The 15,426-nt window shown below is 61.4% G+C and carries 13 protein-coding genes; 7 read left to right on the plus strand and 6 right to left on the minus strand.

The features are described from left to right. The first annotated feature begins 166 nt into the window (after positions 1-166). Positions 167-1,018 (plus strand): IclR family transcriptional regulator domain-containing protein, encoded by an 852-nt coding sequence (locus tag CR254_RS13590; protein ID WP_097930899.1) that lies wholly within the window; start codon positions 167-169, stop codon positions 1,016-1,018. Here CR254_RS13590 and CR254_RS13595 read toward each other — a convergent pair. Genes CR254_RS13595 through CR254_RS13605 form a run of 3 tightly spaced genes read right to left on the minus strand, consistent with a single transcriptional unit; the run spans position 1,015 to position 4,731 of the window. Continuing rightward, complete coding sequence (locus CR254_RS13595) at positions 1,015-2,139, minus strand: NAD(P)/FAD-dependent oxidoreductase (protein ID WP_180955999.1); 1,125 nt, start codon at positions 2,137-2,139, stop codon at positions 1,015-1,017. The genes CR254_RS13590 and CR254_RS13595 overlap by 4 nt on opposite strands. Next, on the minus strand, positions 2,132-3,796 hold the full coding sequence (locus tag CR254_RS13600) for a 2Fe-2S iron-sulfur cluster-binding protein (RefSeq protein WP_097930902.1): 1,665 nt from the start codon (positions 3,794-3,796) through the stop codon (positions 2,132-2,134). The genes CR254_RS13595 and CR254_RS13600 overlap by 8 nt, the downstream gene beginning before the upstream one ends. Continuing rightward, positions 3,793-4,731 carry a 3-hydroxyacyl-CoA dehydrogenase NAD-binding domain-containing protein gene (locus tag CR254_RS13605; RefSeq protein ID WP_180956000.1) on the minus strand — a complete coding sequence of 313 codons (939 nt, stop codon included), beginning with the start codon at positions 4,729-4,731 and terminating at the stop codon, positions 3,793-3,795. Before CR254_RS13605 ends, CR254_RS13600 begins: the two co-directional genes overlap by 4 nt. Before the next feature lie 82 nt (positions 4,732-4,813). On the opposite strand from CR254_RS13605, the gene CR254_RS13610 reads away from it, so the two are divergent. Beyond that, positions 4,814-5,575: an SDR family NAD(P)-dependent oxidoreductase gene (locus CR254_RS13610; protein WP_097930906.1), complete on the plus strand. Its 762-nt coding sequence runs from the start codon at positions 4,814-4,816 to the stop codon at positions 5,573-5,575. Positions 5,576-5,614: 39 nt separating this feature from the next. Here the strand turns inward: CR254_RS13610 and CR254_RS13615 are convergent, their stop codons facing one another. The 3 genes from CR254_RS13615 to CR254_RS13625 are packed head-to-tail and all read right to left on the minus strand — an operon-like array spanning position 5,615 to position 8,504. After that, positions 5,615-6,718 (minus strand): NADH:flavin oxidoreductase/NADH oxidase, encoded by a 1,104-nt coding sequence (locus tag CR254_RS13615; protein WP_097930908.1) that lies wholly within the window; start codon positions 6,716-6,718, stop codon positions 5,615-5,617. After that, positions 6,715-7,653, minus strand: coding sequence for a dihydrodipicolinate synthase family protein (locus CR254_RS13620; protein ID WP_097930910.1), 939 nt, complete (start codon positions 7,651-7,653; stop codon positions 6,715-6,717). Before CR254_RS13620 ends, CR254_RS13615 begins: the two co-directional genes overlap by 4 nt. A 17-nt stretch (positions 7,654-7,670) precedes the next feature. Further along, entirely contained in the window at positions 7,671-8,504 is an 834-nt protein-coding gene (locus CR254_RS13625) for a sugar phosphate isomerase/epimerase family protein (protein ID WP_180956001.1), read from the minus strand. Between the two features lie 93 nt (positions 8,505-8,597). Here CR254_RS13625 and CR254_RS13630 point away from each other — a divergent pair, with 93 nt between their 5' ends. The 5 genes from CR254_RS13630 (at position 8,598) to CR254_RS13650 (ending at position 15,424) form a co-directional block, all read left to right on the plus strand. Beyond that, on the plus strand, positions 8,598-9,716 hold the full coding sequence (locus tag CR254_RS13630) for an NAD(P)/FAD-dependent oxidoreductase (RefSeq protein WP_180956002.1): 1,119 nt from the start codon (positions 8,598-8,600) through the stop codon (positions 9,714-9,716). Positions 9,717-9,796: 80 nt separating this feature from the next. Beyond that, the gene (locus CR254_RS13635; RefSeq protein WP_097930913.1) at positions 9,797-11,236 is read left to right on the plus strand and encodes an NAD-dependent succinate-semialdehyde dehydrogenase; all 1,440 of its coding nucleotides are present in this window, start codon (positions 9,797-9,799) and stop codon (positions 11,234-11,236) included. Then, positions 11,236-11,991 carry an SDR family NAD(P)-dependent oxidoreductase gene (locus tag CR254_RS13640; protein WP_097930915.1) on the plus strand — a complete coding sequence of 252 codons (756 nt, stop codon included), beginning with the start codon at positions 11,236-11,238 and terminating at the stop codon, positions 11,989-11,991. The genes CR254_RS13635 and CR254_RS13640 overlap by 1 nt, the downstream gene beginning before the upstream one ends. Positions 11,992-12,233: 242 nt before the next feature. After that, positions 12,234-13,562: an ABC transporter substrate-binding protein gene (locus CR254_RS13645; protein WP_245851645.1), complete on the plus strand. Its 1,329-nt coding sequence runs from the start codon at positions 12,234-12,236 to the stop codon at positions 13,560-13,562. 434 nt (positions 13,563-13,996) lie between these two features. Beyond that, on the plus strand, positions 13,997-15,424 hold the full coding sequence (locus CR254_RS13650; protein WP_097930917.1) for an aldehyde dehydrogenase family protein: 1,428 nt from the start codon (positions 13,997-13,999) through the stop codon (positions 15,422-15,424). The last annotated feature ends 2 nt before the right edge of the window (positions 15,425-15,426 follow it).

Genomic DNA, 15,426 nt, shown 5'->3' on the forward strand with positions numbered 1-15,426 from the left:
GACTCTCCCTGTTTTGTATGTTCGTATAATGAACATATGTTCGCAAGTTTGCGAAGCGGAATTTCAAATCGCAAGCATTTTTTGCAGATCGCACTGTGCGCAATGCACTTTCGTTTGCGCCTTCACGGTGTTAGTTCGGTATGCGCACATCAGATGAAGGCAGAAAATGGCCAAGCCCGTACCCACGACACCCGTTCAGGAAAACAGCGAGACCCGCCTCGGCACCGTGAAGCCGGGTGCCACGGACGATCAGGAGAAGCTGTCAAACCGTGATTTCGTCAGTTCCCTGTCGCGCGGGCTGGAAATTCTAAGCAGTTTCAGCCGCACGTCGCGCAAAATGACCCTGTCCGAGGTGGCCACGGAAACCGGGATGAGCCGCGCAACGGCCCGCCGTTTCCTGCTGACCTTGGTCAAGGAAGGCTATGTCGTCACTGATGGAAAGCTGTTCGATCTGACGCCAAAGGTGCTGGATCTGGGCTTCACCGTCTTGTCGAAGATCGGCATCTGGGATCGCGCCCGCCCCTTTATGGAGCGGCTCTCCGAACAAACGGGCGAATCGTGCACAGCCGCGATCCTCGACGGGTTGGACGTGGTCTATGTTGCCGGTGTTCAGGCGCATAATATTATCAGCGTCGGCATCACCGTGGGCAGCCGTCAGTCCGCCTTTTACACCGCCAATGGTCGCGTTTTGCTGGCCGCCCAGCCCGAGGAAAACTGGGATGGCATCATCGCCAATGCCCGTCTGGTGCCACGAACCCGTCACAGCGTCACCAATCGCGCCGACCTGCGCAAGACGTTAGAGGACGTGCGCAAATCCGGCTGGTCGCTGGTCGATCAGGAACTGGAGGAGGGTCTGTTGTCCATCGCGATTCCGCTGCACTATCGCTCCGGCATTCTGGCAGGCTCCATCAATATTGCCGTGCCATCGGTGCGCGCAACGCCGGAACTGATGGTTGAGGCGTTCCTGCCGAAACTGCAAGAAACGGCAGAGCAAATCCAGCAATCACTGGCGCATTAAGCGCGCCAGCGGGCGGGGGAATAGGGTTCTGGATCAACCGCTTGCGGTAGGCTCAGAACCGCATTCGCGGCCATCCGCCCAACCACAGGGCCCAGCGTATAGCCCGCATCGCCGGGCAAACCTACAAACACACGACCCCCGTCCCTGACGGCCCCGACGGTGGTTTTGCCGTCAACCGGCGTGTTATATCCGGCCCAGGTGCGCAGCACCCGCAACCCCCCGATCCCCGGCGCGATGCGCGCAGCCAGCGCGACATTACCGAGCAGGCTGTCAGGCTTGATCGCGGGCGCGGCACTGTCATCACGGGCAAGATTTGCCTGCCATCCGCCCCCGATCACCACCTGACCGGATCGAAATTGTTTCAGCGTGATGGGCCGTTCGGCATGTTGCACAAGGTGCTGGATCTCATAGGCCCCTGCCTCGGTTATGTTCATATGCAGGGGTTCTGGCGGGGTTTGTATCCGCAGGCCCAAGGGCTGCGCCAACTGTCCTCCCCCCCATGAGGAGGCGATCAGAACGGCCCCTGCGGGATAGTTCTGCGCGCCATGGGCGATGGGGCGCGGGCCGTCGGTGATATGGGTGATCTGGTCCTGAACGAACCGCACACCCCGCGCGGTCAGCGCCTCGCGCATTTTGCGATTGGCGATCAGGGGGTTCAGCTTACCCTCGTTCCGGCACAGCTCCGCACCGACAACATGGGGCGACAGCCACGGGGCCAGACGGTGCAAGGTATCCCGATAGAGGATTTCGACATCCAGACCCTTCTTCTGCTCACGCGCGGCCTTTTGGTGCAGGAAATCGAGCTGCGCAGGCGTATCGGCCAGCATCAGGCCACCCTGCTGCGTCAACTCCACCCCGCCTAGCGCCGCATCCAGCGCCTGCCATTCGGCAACGGCGGACATATAGAGCGGCAGCGAGCTTTCCAGATTATCCGCCAGATGCGGGTTCAGGCGCAGGAACCTGCTTTGCATTTGCACATGTAAGCTGCCCGCATTGGCGTGCGAACCCGCATTGCGCTGCATATCCACAATCGTGACCATCGCACCGGCGTCCGCAGCGACCAGCGCGGCGCATTGGCCGGTAATGCCACCGCCGATGATAAGCAGATCCGGCTCAAGCATCGGGGGTTTGCTCCGCATCCAGCAGGGTTTCGGCGGCGGTAATGGCTGCAATCTCCACCGGCTTGATAGGAATGCGGGGGGCGAAATAGGACAGATCCTCCAGCGGGCGACCCTGACGGCGGGCCATGATACCGGCCACAACGGGGGCGCAATAGCGGCCCTGACAGCGGCCCATGCCGATGCGGGTGGCACGTTTCAAGGCGCCAATATCCAGTGGATCATCGGCCAGTGCAGCGTCCAGCGTCGCCTTGCTGACCTCCTCGCACCGACAGATCAGGGTTTCGGGCGGGGCATCCTCGGGCAGGGGGCGGTCGGCGGCGTAGACCCGCCACAGCGCGTCCTGAAATTTGCCGTGGCGTGCGCGTAGCGATAGATCGGCGGGAGTGGGCTGTGCCTCATCACTGGCGGCGGCGCGGCCTGCGATGCGGCCCTCAACCGCGGCGGCGGGCGCACCGCCCAGACCGCAACAATCCCCGATAGCATAGACCTGCGGGACCGAGGTTTCGCAATCGGGGCTGCGATCCACCCGCAATTGATCGAATTGCGCGTCATAGGACATGCGCGCGCCCAGCAAGCGCAGGATCTCGTTCTGCGGCTGGAACCCGAAATTCAGGCAGACAGCATCCGCCTTCACGGTTTTCAGGGTGCCATTCTGACGATAGGTCACGCGCAGGACATCGCCCGCCTGCTCAATCTGTTCGGGCAGGGTGTCATGGCTGACGCGCACCCCGTTACGGGCGAGTTTTGACAGCAGACCCAAACCCTTAACCGCCAAGGCAGGATCGCGGCGCACCATGTCCAGCGCGGCAACAGGGCGGGACCACGGGGCGGGCGCAGCCTCGGCGAGACACACAACCTCGGCCCCGCCGGAGACCAGCTCCGCCGCGACCTGCGCCACCAGCGGGCCATTGCCGAACAGTGCCACGCGCCGCCCGGGCAAGGTGCGATAGCTGCGCCACAGGGTTTGCGCCGCGCCCACGGTCATCACACCGGGCAGGGTCCAGCCGGGGATTGTGGCGGGGCGCTCATAGGCACCTGTGGCGACGATCAGACGTTCGGGCCGGATTGCATAAACGGCCTCGGGGCTGGTTGCCATAATTTCCGGCCCGTCAAAGGCACCCCAAACCTCCGCCGACTGGATCAGCGTTACACCGGCGGCATAGGCTGCGGTGACCAGATCGCGGCCAGCGCGCTGTTGCGCATCCAGCGGATCACGGGTGGGGTCTGCGTCCTGCTTGAAATACTGCCCGCCTGAAACCTTCCGCTCATCCAGCAGTACGGTTTCGGCACCGCTCTCGGCCGCAGCAATGGCGGCGTTCAGGCCACCGGCACCGCCACCGATCACCAAGACGCGCGGCGTCAGGCGGTGGGGCGTTAGCGTACGATCCTGCGGTTTGGTCAGTGCAGGACGGGCGGATTGGGTTTGCACCTGTAATCCACCAGCGGCGGGCGTCATGCAGGCGCGCTGGTTCGGGCGGCCATCAATGGTAACGAGGCAATCCTGACAGACCCCCATGCCGCAGAAAATGCCACGCGGGGCGTCGCCCTCCGTCTTGCGAAAGGCACGGTGCCCCGCCTGTGTCAGCGCCGCCGCGACGGACGAGGTTTGATCGCAGGTGATGTCCTGCCCGTCAAAGGTGAAGGTGATCTGGCTCATAGCGTATCATCCCGCATGATCGCACGGCGCGCGTCAAGCAACCGTGCAAGGGCCTGTTCGCGCCATGCACGCCGTTTGGGCAATGCGGGTTCGGGCAGGATGGCACGGCGTTCGGCCTCAACCTGTGTCACCAGCTCTGGCGACCAATCGGGACTATGCTCGCCCCGATCACGGCCAATGGCTGCATAGGCCGGACCGAGCCGTTCGGCATGGCCACGCACACCGCCCGCCGTGTTCAGGTCTGCCGTCTCGAACGGGCCAGATAGCGCCCATCGCGGGCCAAGTCCGTCACGCACCAACCGGTCCACGCCGTCCACGTCGATCACGCCCTCGTCCACCAGGCGATATGCCTCACGCAGCAGGGCGGATTGCAGGCGGTTAAAGACAAAGGCAGGCACCTCATGCCCCAATCGCACAGGGTCAAATCCGCCTGCGCGAAACAGCGCCTCGGCCTGATCCATGCTGGCTGGTTCTGTGGCGGGGGCGGGGACCAGCTCCAACACGCGCAGCAGGCTGGGCGGATTGGCGGGATGCGCCACCATGCAGCGGCGTTGATCCTGTGGGTCCGGCACAATCTGCGATATCGGCAGGGCCGAAGACGCCGTGGCGATCACGGTGCCATCGCCGCTGCGCGACAGCAGATCACGGAACAGGGCGCGCTTTGCCTCGACCCGCTCGGGTCCGGCCTCAATGATCAGAGGGGCGTCGATCCGGTCGGGCAGCGCATCGATAGCAGTGATCCCGCCGCGAGGTTCCGCCAATCCTGCCAAGCGCATGGCCTGTCCCTGTCGCGCAATCATATCGGGAATTCCCGCCCGTGCGGCCTGTGCGGGGTCGCAGATCGTCACGGTATAGCCCGATGCGGAAAAGGCCGCCGCGAAACCGCACCCAATGGGGCCCGCGCCCAGGATCAGGACCGTTTGTGCATGGTTCATAGTGCTTGACCCCCTCATGTTCGTTATGTGAACATTTGTACGCAAACATATTGCACGTCAATACCAGTGGGAGAGAAAGCCGATGCTCGACGGCAAAACGATACTTGTGACCGGTGCCTCAAAGGGGATCGGACAGGCCATCGCGCGTGAGGTGGCAGCACAGGGCGCCCGTGTTGTTGCCCATTACGGCAGCGACCGCGCCGGCGCGGAGCAGGCGATGCAGGGCATCCCCGCCGAGCGCGCGATTTTGCTACAGGGCGATCTGGGGCAGGCCGGTGGCGCTGATGCGATGTTCGCACAGGCGGTGGAGCTGACCGGCGGGCTGGACGGATTCGTCAACAATGCCGCGATGATGGAATTTGCCGGTGGCATTGATGACCCCGACGATGAATGGAACGATGTCTGGCAACGCACCTTTCAGGTCAATGTCTTTGCCGCCGCTGAATTGCTGCGCGCGGCCGTGCGCCACATGCGCGAACGCGGTGGTGGAGAGATTGTGGGCATTTCCAGCTGGGCCGCGCAAAAGGGCGTCGGCAATCCGCGCACCATTGCCTATGCCGCGTCCAAGGCGGCGTTCAAGGCCGCCCTGCAAACCGTCGCCACCGGCTATGCCCGCGATAATATCCGCACCTATATCGTCGCACCGGGCGTCGTGGATACCAAGATGAGCCGCGATTTCGCCGAAAGCCAAGGGGGCCGCGCCGTGGTCGAGGATCGTCTGGTGATGGGGGAGTTTGTTCCGCCCTCGGATATCGGGGCGCTTGTCTCGTTCTGCCTGAGCGGTCGGTGCCGTCATTTGAGCGGCGCAACGCTGGACGTGAACGGCGCCAGCTACATTCGCTAAAGCGTGCCCCCCGACCCGCAACAGGTCGGGGGGGTCTTATCAGTAATCGTTTCTGAGGTAGAAGGCGTAATGCTCCGGCAGGATCGAGGCCGGTGCCGGATGCCCCAGCGCCTGCGCCGCAGTAACCGGCCAAACCGGATCACGTAACAGGCCACGGGCCAGCGCGATCAGATCAGCCTTACCCTCGGCCACGGTGTCATTTGCCAGCTTGGGATCGGTAATCATTCCCACGGCCACAGTTGGCAGGCCGGTATCCTGACGAATCCGTGCAGCAAACGGGATCTGGAATCCCGGCTCGACCTTTGCCTCGGTAATGCGCACACCGGCGGGAATACCGCCACCGGACGCATCGAACAGATCGACGCCTTCTTCCTTGAGCCGCGCGGCAAGAACAACCGTATCGTCAAGGGTCAGGCCGCCGCCCTCACCATCCACGCACGAGGCGCGGTAGATCAGCGGCATATCATCGGGCAGAACGGCGCGGATGGCGCGGGCAACCTCGATCGGCAGGCGCATCCGCCCCTCCAGATCACCGCCATATTCATCATCACGCCGGTTCGACCATGGCGACATGAACTGGTGCAACAGATAGCCATGCGCCCCGTGAATCTGGATGCCGTCAAAACCGGCCTCGATTGATCGAGTGGCGGCCGCTGCGAAATCCGCAACGATTTGCGCGATTTCAGGCTGCGTCAGGGCCGATGGCACATGCCAGCCCTCCCGCGCCGCAACGGCGGAGGGGGCAACAGTGGGCCATGGCGGCTCGTCACTGCCCTCAACCAGCGGTCCTGCACCTTCCCAAGGGCGTGCGGTGGATGCCTTCGCGCCTGCATGGTTCAGCTGCACGAATACCGGAATATCCTGCGAGCGGTATAGCGATGTAATCGCGCTCCATGCAGCGACCTGTTCGTCATTATACAGGCCGGGGCAGCCAATGCTGATCCGCCCCTGCGCGCTGATGCCTGTCGCCTCAACCACCGCGGACCCGATGCCGGAGGTCGCATAGCGCCCGTGATGCATCATGTGCCATTCGGTGGGGACACCATCAATGGCCTGATACTGACACATCGGGGCCATCATGATGCGGTTGCGCATCGTCACGCCGCGCAGGGTGAAGGGGGTGAATAGGGGAATATCGCTCATGCGGCTGCACTTTCCAGTTCATCCATCAGGCGGTCAAGGTCGGCCAGAACCTTCTTGAGCTTGGCCGCGCGTTCCTGCCCCTCGGCGCCCAGGGATGCGAAGGTGGTCAGTGGCTGACGCACATCGCCAACGGGATAGCCCTGTTCGGCGGCCAATGCCTTGGAATAGCACTGATGACCATAGGTCGGGTGCCCCTCGGCGATCACATGCTCGATCACGGTGATGTGGCGCTGAATCCGCTTGGCATCCTCGATCCGGCCTGCCTCCAGCAGATCCCAGATGCGGGTAGACGCGCGCGGGATGTAGTTGCCGAACGGGTTCACATAGCCGACAGCGCCCAGAAGGAAGCTTTCCACAATCCGCTCACCGGCAAAGACGTTCATCACGCCCTCGGTTTCCTCGACGATGTCATATACGCGGGCGACGTCCATCGACGCCTCCTTGATATAACGCACGGTATCGAATTCGCGGGTCAGGCGGCCCACCAGCTTTGCCGACATATCGACATTCGAGGTGCACGGGTTGTTATACAACATGATCGGCAGATCGCAGGCGGCGGTGATGGTGTCGTAATAGCCGACAATCTCGTCCTCTGTCGGGGTGTAGTAATAGGGCGGAATAATCATCAGACCCTGCGCGCCGGCGTCCTGTGCCTCACGCGCGTAGCGTGCTGCGGTGGGCGAATAGGCGTTCGAGGCGCCGACCATCACGTCGATGCGACCGTTCACATGGGCGACTGTATCCTCGACAAAGGCCTGACGTTCCGCGTCGGACACGGCCAGAAACTCACCTGTGGTGCCAAGGATGATGATCCCCGGAACGCCTTGGTCGATCTGCCAGTCGATGAATTTGCGATTGGCGGCCAGATCAATGGCGCTGCCATCCGCCGTAAACGGAGTGATGTTGACGGAATGGCTGCCGCGAAATTGCTTCATAGTAGTCTCCTGTGCGCTCACAATTTGGCCCAGCCGTTTTCAGCGAGGATTGCGTGGCTCTTACGAATGTCGCCATCGGGATCGGCGGTTGGATCATTGGCATCGGTGATGATTTCCAGCACCGTCATCTTGTCATAGCCGATATCCTTTAGTGCCTGCATGGCAGGGGCCGGATCGACAATACCGGTGCCGAGCGCGTCATGCTTGAACACATCCGCAGGGCTGTCCGAAATGTGGACGTTCTCGATCAGATCGCCCAGCAGGCGGATCGCATCACCGATATCCTCTTTGATATAGGCGGAGTTGCAGATGTCGAAATTGACGCCGACATTGCCGATCATCTCGCACAGATCCTTGGCGTCCTGCGCGCTGGGGCGGTGGGTGAAGGGGACGTTTTCCAGCAGGATACGCACGCCCGCCTTGGTCGCATGTTCGACCACTTCCTTGGCGGATTCGACAAACCAGTCGTCCAGCCACGGCTTTGGCGGATCAATCAGGCCGCCATAAACGCCGGGGATCATCACGACATAGGGGCAGGACAGTTCGGCGGACAGGTCAATCGTCTCGCGGTAACGGTCAATGGTGTATTGCCGCATCAGGCGGTCGGGGGCGTTGGGGTTGTTGTCGATCAGCGGGTAACAGAACGAGGTGATCTGCGCGCCCTCACCATCCAGCCACGTGCGGTATTCACGGCGCTGATCCGCGCTCAATTCCGCGGGCCAACAATGTGGGGGGAAAATCATCTGCTCGAACTTGGTGTAGCCCATGGCGCGCAGGTGCTGAAGGCTCTCAAGTCCCGTTTTGGAATAGAGATAGGGGAAGGTGCTGGCTGCAACCTGAAAATCGGCCATCGGAAAGCTCCTTGATGGTGAAATGATATGTTCATCATGCGGACAAAAGTTAGTATAACGAACATAAAGCATGGTTCAACGGGGATTTTCCGAATGCGTTACGATCTTGCCATCATCGGCGGCGGGCTGGCCGGTGCCGCCACGGCCTATTACGCGTGCAAGGCAGGCGCGCGCGTTGTGTTGTTGGAACGGCGCGATGTGAATCTGGGGGCGTCCGGCTCTAATGCAGGGTCGATCCACGCGCAAATCCCGTTCGATCCGTTCCGCCATCTGGGCGATGAATGGGCCAAACGGTTTTCCGAGGTGCTGCCGCTATTCTCTGCCTCCATCGAGCTTTGGGCGGGCTTGCAGCAGGAATTGAACGGTGATCTGGGATTCGCGGCCAAGGGCGGGCTGATGGTCGCGGGCTCGGATCACGATTTGCAGGCCCTGCACCGCAAGGCCGCAATCGAGCGGGCACAGGGGTTGCAGATCGACATGTGGGGCGCCGATATGCTGGCCGACCGCGCACCGTTTCTGACCGAAGGCTTTCCGGGGGGCGCCTTTTGCCCGATCGAGGGGAAAGCAGACCCGTTTCGCGTCACCCCGCTCTACTTGAAACGTGCGCGTGAACTGGGTTTGAGCCTGATGCGCAACACGCCGGTGCGCGCGATTACGCCAGACGGGCAGGGCTTCACCCTTGATATAGGTGGTCGCTGGGTTCAGGCGCATAGGGTGGTGAACGCGGCAGGGGCCGATGCGGCGTCCGTGGCACAAATGGTCGGTGCGCATGTGCCGATGGACGCCCACGCGATACAGGTTTCCGTCACTGAAAAACGGCCCGAGCTGCTGCCGTGGCTGCTCTATTTCACATCCGAAAAGCTGACATTAAAGCAGGCCGCCGAGGGGGGATTCCTGATTGGCGGCGGCTGGCCCGCACGGATGCGCGGCGGGCCGGTGGTGGATCACCGCTCCGTCCTGCGCAATCTGGCCCTCGCACAGCGGCTGGTGCCTGCATTGGACGGCGTGCAAATCGTGCGCAGCTGGGCCGCCATCGTCAACGGAACCGCTGATTGGCGGCCGATTCTGGGTGAGGTGCCACAGGTGCCGGGCTTCTTCCTCAATCTGTTTCCGTGGATGGGCTTTACCGCCGGGCCGATCATCTCACGCACGATTGCCGAGCTTGCCTTGGGGCAGCAGCCCTCCGTCGATCTGGCGCCGTTTGCGTTGTGATGTGACGGGGGACTTGCGGAAATCGTGGCTTGCTGCGTAATGTGCGTTATACGAACAATTGTCCGATAACGGAGGATACCATGGCGGATTTGTTGCAACAGGCCATTCTGATCGACGGCACATGGGTGGGGGCCGATGACGGCACCACCATTGACGTAACCGACCCGTCCAACGGTCAGGTCATCGGCACCGTGCCAAATGCCGGTCAGGCGGAAACAGATCGCGCCATCGCCGCCGCCCATGCTGCGTTCCCCGCCTATGCCGCGAAAACCGTGACCGAACGCGCCCAGTTGATGCGCAACCTCGCGGCGCTGATCACAGAAAATGCAGACGAGCTGGCCCGCATCCTGACGCTGGAGCAGGGCAAGCCGCTGGCCGAATCCAAGGGCGAGGTCCTGTCCTCCGCCGCCTATGTCCAATGGTTCGGTGAGGAAATCCGCCGCGCACGGGGCGAGGTGATCCCGTCCCCATGGCCGGGGCGCAAGCTGATGACGACCAAGCATCCGGTGGGTGTCGTTGCCGCGATCACGCCGTGGAACTTCCCGTCCTCGATGCTGGCGCGAAAGCTGGGACCGGCACTGGCCGCGGGCTGTCCGGTTGTGGTCAAACCCGCCACCGCAACGCCGTTTAGCGGCCTCGCATGGGGTGTGCTGTGCGAACGCGCGGGCTTCCCCCCCGGTGTCGTCAACATCCTGACCGGATCGGCCCGCGCCATCGGCGGCGCCATCATGGCCAGCCCAGAGGTGCGCAAAGTGACCTTCACCGGCTCGACCGAGGTCGGGCAGGAGCTGCTGCGCGGTGCGGCGGATACGGTCAAAAAGGTCTCGATGGAACTGGGCGGGAATGCCCCCTTCATCGTGTTTGACGATGCCGATCTGGACCGTGCTGTTGACGGTGCGATGATCGCGAAATTCCGCAATGCGGGTCAGACCTGCATCTGCTCGAACCGGATCTACGTGCAGGCGGGCATCTATGATGCCTTTGTCGAGCGTCTGGCCGAACGCGCCCGCGCGCTGAAGGTCGCACCGGGGATCGAGGACGGGGCGGAGCAAGGCCCGATGGTGGACGCCGCCGCCTTGGCCAAAATCTCGGAGCTGGTGCAGGACGCCGTGGATAAGGGCGGCAATGTGCTGACCGGCGGCGCGCCCCATGAACGCGGCGGCCTGTTCTATGCCCCCACGGTCATCGCCAATGCCACGCCGGAAATGCGCGTCACGCAGGAGGAAATCTTCGGCCCTGTTGCCCCGATCTACAAATTCGAGACCGAGGAAGAAGGTCTGCGTCTGGCCAATGACACGATCTACGGGCTTGCCGCCTATGCCTATACCGGCGATCTGGGGCGGGCCTTCCGCCTGCAAGACGGGTTGGAATATGGCCTGATCGGGATCAACGAGGTGCTGATCGTGACCCCTGAAATCCCGTTCGGCGGGTTGAAGGCATCGGGCATGGGCAAGGAAGGCGGCTGGCAGGGTCTGGATGATTATCTGGAGACAAAATACACCTGCATTGGCGGTTTGTGATGATTGATCTGGGTGGCAAAACTGCCCTGATCACCGGCGGTGCGCGGGGACTGGGCCGCGCCATCGCCGGTACGATGGAACGGGCGGGCGCGCGGATTTGCGTGCTCGACCAACCATCGGTTCTGGCGCAGGCTACGCTGCCCGAAACGTGGCGCACCATCGCGCTGGACCTGACCGCGCCCGATGCGCAGCAGGTCTTGAACGATGCGCTGGTTCAGATCGGCACGCTGGATATCCTGATCGCCAATGCGGGCCGAGTGCCTGATTGGCGGCGAATCGGCGATCTGGACATGGCGGAGTGGGATGCGGTCTTTGCGCTGAACGTGCGCGGCGTCGCGATGATGCTGTCCGCTGCTGCACGATATCTGGCCGCAACCCGTGGCGCGGTTGTGGTTATGGCGTCGATCAACGGCTATCGCGCCCATCCCGATCAGGCGCTGTACACGGCATCAAAACATGCGGTTCTGGGACTGACGCGCGCCGCCGCGCTGGATATGGGGCGCGACGGGGTGCGGGTAAATGCGCTGGCTCCCGGCCCGATCCTGACCGACGCATTGCGCGGCCGCGTGGAGCAGCGCGCCACGGCTGGTGGCCCCAGCGTCGACGCGGCAATCGGGGCAATGCAGGCGGAAACCGCGCTGGGACGATTGGCCAGCGAGGCGGATATCGCCAATGCAGCCTGCTTTCTGGCCAGCCCGCTGGCCGCTGCGATTACCGGCGTGTGCTTACCGGTCGAGGCAGGGCTGACCGGATAATTCCTGCGCGCCCCGAATAGCGCAGATCAGACAACAGACGCATTTTTGCGAATACAATCCTATGCGTAAATGACGGTGTGCCGGTCATGATCCGTAAAAGCGCGACGCTGGAAATACGCCGACTAACTTAGTGTTTCGGCGAGATTTGCAATATTGTTAAAATTTTACGCATGTCGGCATAACTTGACCTTTCGAAGGAGCTAGGTAATCATCTGTTAAATATAAAAATTTGGAGGGTAGACGTGTCTGTTAACCGCATATTGCTGAGTACAGCAGTTGGGTTCGCGTCTATCACCGCGTTCACATCTATTGTCTCCGCCGAAGAAATCACCATCGCAACTGTCAACAATGCTGACATGATTACCATGCAACAGCTTGCTCCGCAGTGGGAGGACGCGACCGGAAACAGCATCAACTGGGTGTTTCTGAGCGAGAACGACCTGCGTGATCGCACAACACAGGACATCGCCGTCAGGGGCGGCGCATTCGACGTGATGTTTATCGGCGCTTACGAGGCTTCGACCTGGGGTGCCTATGGCTGGCTGACGCCGCTAAACGATTTTGCGGATGATGCAGATTACAATCTGGACGACATCTTTCCGCTGGTTCGCAACGGTCTGTCCGCTGATGGCAACCTGTTCGCGGTTCCGCTTTATTCCGAAACCTCGTTCACCTTTTACCGCACCGATCTGTTCGAGGCCGCAGGTATCGAGCCACCGACCGAGCAGATTACATATACCCGTTTCGCCCAGATAGCCGCCGCGCTGCACGACCCGGAAAACGGCGTTTACGGCACGTGCCTGCGCGGCAAAGCAGGCTGGGGCGAGAATATGGCCTTTGTCGGCACCCTCGCAAATGCCTTTGGCGGGCGCTGGCTTGATGAGGACTGGAACCCGCAGCTGGACAGCCCGGAATGGCACAATGCGATCACCTATTATGTGGACCTGTTGAACGCATCCGGCCCTCCCGACTCCTTCACAAATGGTCACCTTGAAAACCGTGCGCTGTTTGCGGATGGCCGCTGCGCAACATGGATCGATGCAACCTCGGCGGCCGGTGCGATCCGCAATCCTGAATTCTCAAGCGTTGCGGATGTAACCGACTTCTTTCAGGCGCCGATGCAGGAAACCTCTAACGGCACAGGCTGGTTCTGGTCATGGGCGCTGGCCATTCCGGAGACCTCGCAGAACAAGGACGTTGCCAAGGATTTCCTGAAATGGGCCACCTCGGTCGAGTATTTCGAGCTGGTCGGTGAAACAGAGGGCTGGGTCGCCGTGCCCAGCGGTGCGCGCCAATCCATCGAGGAAGACCCCCGTCGCCTACAGGCCGCACCCTATGCACCGGCGATTGTGGAGGCGATCCTATCGGTCGACACAACCAACCCGACCCGCGATCCAGTTCCCTATAATGGTATACAGATCGTCCCTATCCCTGAATTCCAGTGTATCGGCAATTATGTTGGCCAACAAATCGCATTGGCACTGGCAGGTCTGCAATCTGTTGAGCAATCGCTGGCAAACAGTCAGAGTTTTGCCGTTCCGATGATGAGGAATGCAGGGTATATTCAGTAGGTATCTGTTAGTCGCGTGACTAGTGCCCTTTGACGGCTCTGAGGGGCAACAACACGTCGTAACGGGGAGACGACTGTTGCACTCGGAACCTTCTTTGCCACTGGTGTTGCGGCGCAAACACTGTCCTCTGCATTTGTGTGCGGTCTGGGCAATGTAGCGGGTGAGGACTGGCTAAAGGCACTGGAAGCTGCAAGGCTGTTTGATGAAGCTAGAAACGGCGTCACGCCGACTTATGCACCCGATCTTTAAAGCTGAAATCAGGCGATAGCAGTCGTTGGGATCGCGTGACGTTGTGTGCCCTGCAGAGGGGGCATGCTTCGTCCGTTTGTCATCCCTGTTTCACTCAATAAAAGCTGGGGAAACCAAGAATTTCTTGCGAGCTTGGGCTTTGCAGCTTCGCGTAGCGTGACCGCTAAATGCGAAGGAAATTCCAAATGGTCAAAAAAAATCTCATCGGCGGCGCGTGGATTGATGCCGCAGACCCTATCGAAAACCGTAACCCAGCGAACCCGCAGGATTTAATTGGTCTTTTTACACGTGGAAATGCGGAAACAGTTGATCTGGCGGTCAGTGCTGCTCGCGATGCATTTCCCGCGTGGTCTGTCGCTTCGCCGCAATTGCGCGCGGATATTTTGGACAAAGCGGGCAATCTGATCCTGGCGCGGAAGGACGAGATCGGGCGGGTTCTGGCGCGTGAGGAAGGCAAAACGCTGGCTGAGGCGGTCGGTGAAACGGTGCGCGCCGGACATGTGTTCAAGTTCTTTGCGGGCGAAGCGTTGCGGATGACGGGCGATGCGATTGCGTCGATCCGGCAGGACGTGGATGTTGATGTCACCCGCGAGCCCTTGGGCGTGGTGGGGTTGATCACTCCGTGGAATTTTCCGATCGCTATTCCGGCATGGAAGACGGCGCCTGCCTTGGCCTTTGGCAATACGGTGGTGTTGAAATGCGCTGAACAGACACCGGCCTCGGCGCATTTGATGGCCGAGATTTTAGACGAGGCAGGGTGCCCGCCGGGCGTGTTCAATCTGGTCATGGGGCCGGGATCGGTGATCGGGTCTGCCTTGGTCGATCATCCCGATGTCGCCGCGATTTCCTTTACCGGATCCGAGGCCGTCGGTCAGCGTATCGCGGAGGGCTGTGCGCGTCGGCGCAAAAAGCTGCAACTGGAGATGGGCGGCAAAAACCCGATGGTGGTGATGGAAGATGCCGATCTGGACATCGCCGTTTCCGCCTGCATTAACGGCGCGTTTTATTCCACAGGGCAGCGGTGCACAGCGTCATCGCGCCTGATTGTGCATCGCGCCATTCATGACGCCTTTGTCGATCGGATGGAGGCCGCGATGTCTGCGCTGATTCTGGGTGATCCGCTGGACCCAAGCACGCAAATCGGGCCGGTTGTGTCCGAGGGGCAGCTGCGCGGGAATTTGGGCTATGTGGACCTGGCGCGCAAAGAGGGGGCGCAGGTGATCGGCGGTGCGCAATTGCAGCGCGCAGGGTTTTTCCAGGCTCCCGCGCTGTTTATCGGCGCCACAAATGACATGCGTAGTAGTCGCGAGGAGATTTTCGGCCCCTGCGCCAGTGTCATCATGGCCGATGATTTCGAGCATGCGGTGCAGCTGTCCAATGATACCCAATTCGGGCTGTCCTCGGGGATCTGCACAGGCTCTCTGAAATATGCCCGCGATTTCAAGCGCCGCTCGGCGGCGGGAATGGTCATGATTAACCTGCCCACTGCGGGCGTCGATTATCACGTGCCATTTGGCGGGCGCAAAGCGTCCTCGATGGGATCGCGTGAGCAAGGGCGATATGCAGTCGATTTCTACACCTCGGTCAAAACGGCCTATTGTTTTGCGGGGTGATC

Origin of the sequence: Pontivivens marinum (assembly GCF_900231835.1) — a bacterium.
In the GTDB taxonomy this organism is placed as follows: Bacteria; Pseudomonadota; Alphaproteobacteria; order Rhodobacterales; family Rhodobacteraceae; genus Pontivivens; species Pontivivens marinum.

What these genes read in the sequence shown, in the direction of transcription:
- CR254_RS13590 (WP_097930899.1), top strand. Translation starts at nt 167, where the DNA reads ATGGCCAAGCCCGTACCCACGACACCCGTTCAGGAAAACAGCGAGACC.
- CR254_RS13595 (WP_180955999.1), bottom strand. Translation starts at nt 2,139, where the DNA reads ATGCTTGAGCCGGATCTGCTTATCATCGGCGGTGGCATTACCGGCCAA.
- CR254_RS13600 (WP_097930902.1), bottom strand. Translation starts at nt 3,796, where the DNA reads ATGAGCCAGATCACCTTCACCTTTGACGGGCAGGACATCACCTGCGAT.
- CR254_RS13605 (WP_180956000.1), bottom strand. Translation starts at nt 4,731, where the DNA reads ATGAACCATGCACAAACGGTCCTGATCCTGGGCGCGGGCCCCATTGGG.
- CR254_RS13610 (WP_097930906.1), top strand. Translation starts at nt 4,814, where the DNA reads ATGCTCGACGGCAAAACGATACTTGTGACCGGTGCCTCAAAGGGGATC.
- CR254_RS13615 (WP_097930908.1), bottom strand. Translation starts at nt 6,718, where the DNA reads ATGAGCGATATTCCCCTATTCACCCCCTTCACCCTGCGCGGCGTGACG.
- CR254_RS13620 (WP_097930910.1), bottom strand. Translation starts at nt 7,653, where the DNA reads ATGAAGCAATTTCGCGGCAGCCATTCCGTCAACATCACTCCGTTTACG.
- CR254_RS13625 (WP_180956001.1), bottom strand. Translation starts at nt 8,504, where the DNA reads ATGGCCGATTTTCAGGTTGCAGCCAGCACCTTCCCCTATCTCTATTCC.
- CR254_RS13630 (WP_180956002.1), top strand. Translation starts at nt 8,598, where the DNA reads ATGCGTTACGATCTTGCCATCATCGGCGGCGGGCTGGCCGGTGCCGCC.
- CR254_RS13635 (WP_097930913.1), top strand. Translation starts at nt 9,797, where the DNA reads ATGGCGGATTTGTTGCAACAGGCCATTCTGATCGACGGCACATGGGTG.
- CR254_RS13640 (WP_097930915.1), top strand. Translation starts at nt 11,236, where the DNA reads ATGATTGATCTGGGTGGCAAAACTGCCCTGATCACCGGCGGTGCGCGG.
- CR254_RS13650 (WP_097930917.1), top strand. Translation starts at nt 13,997, where the DNA reads ATGGTCAAAAAAAATCTCATCGGCGGCGCGTGGATTGATGCCGCAGAC.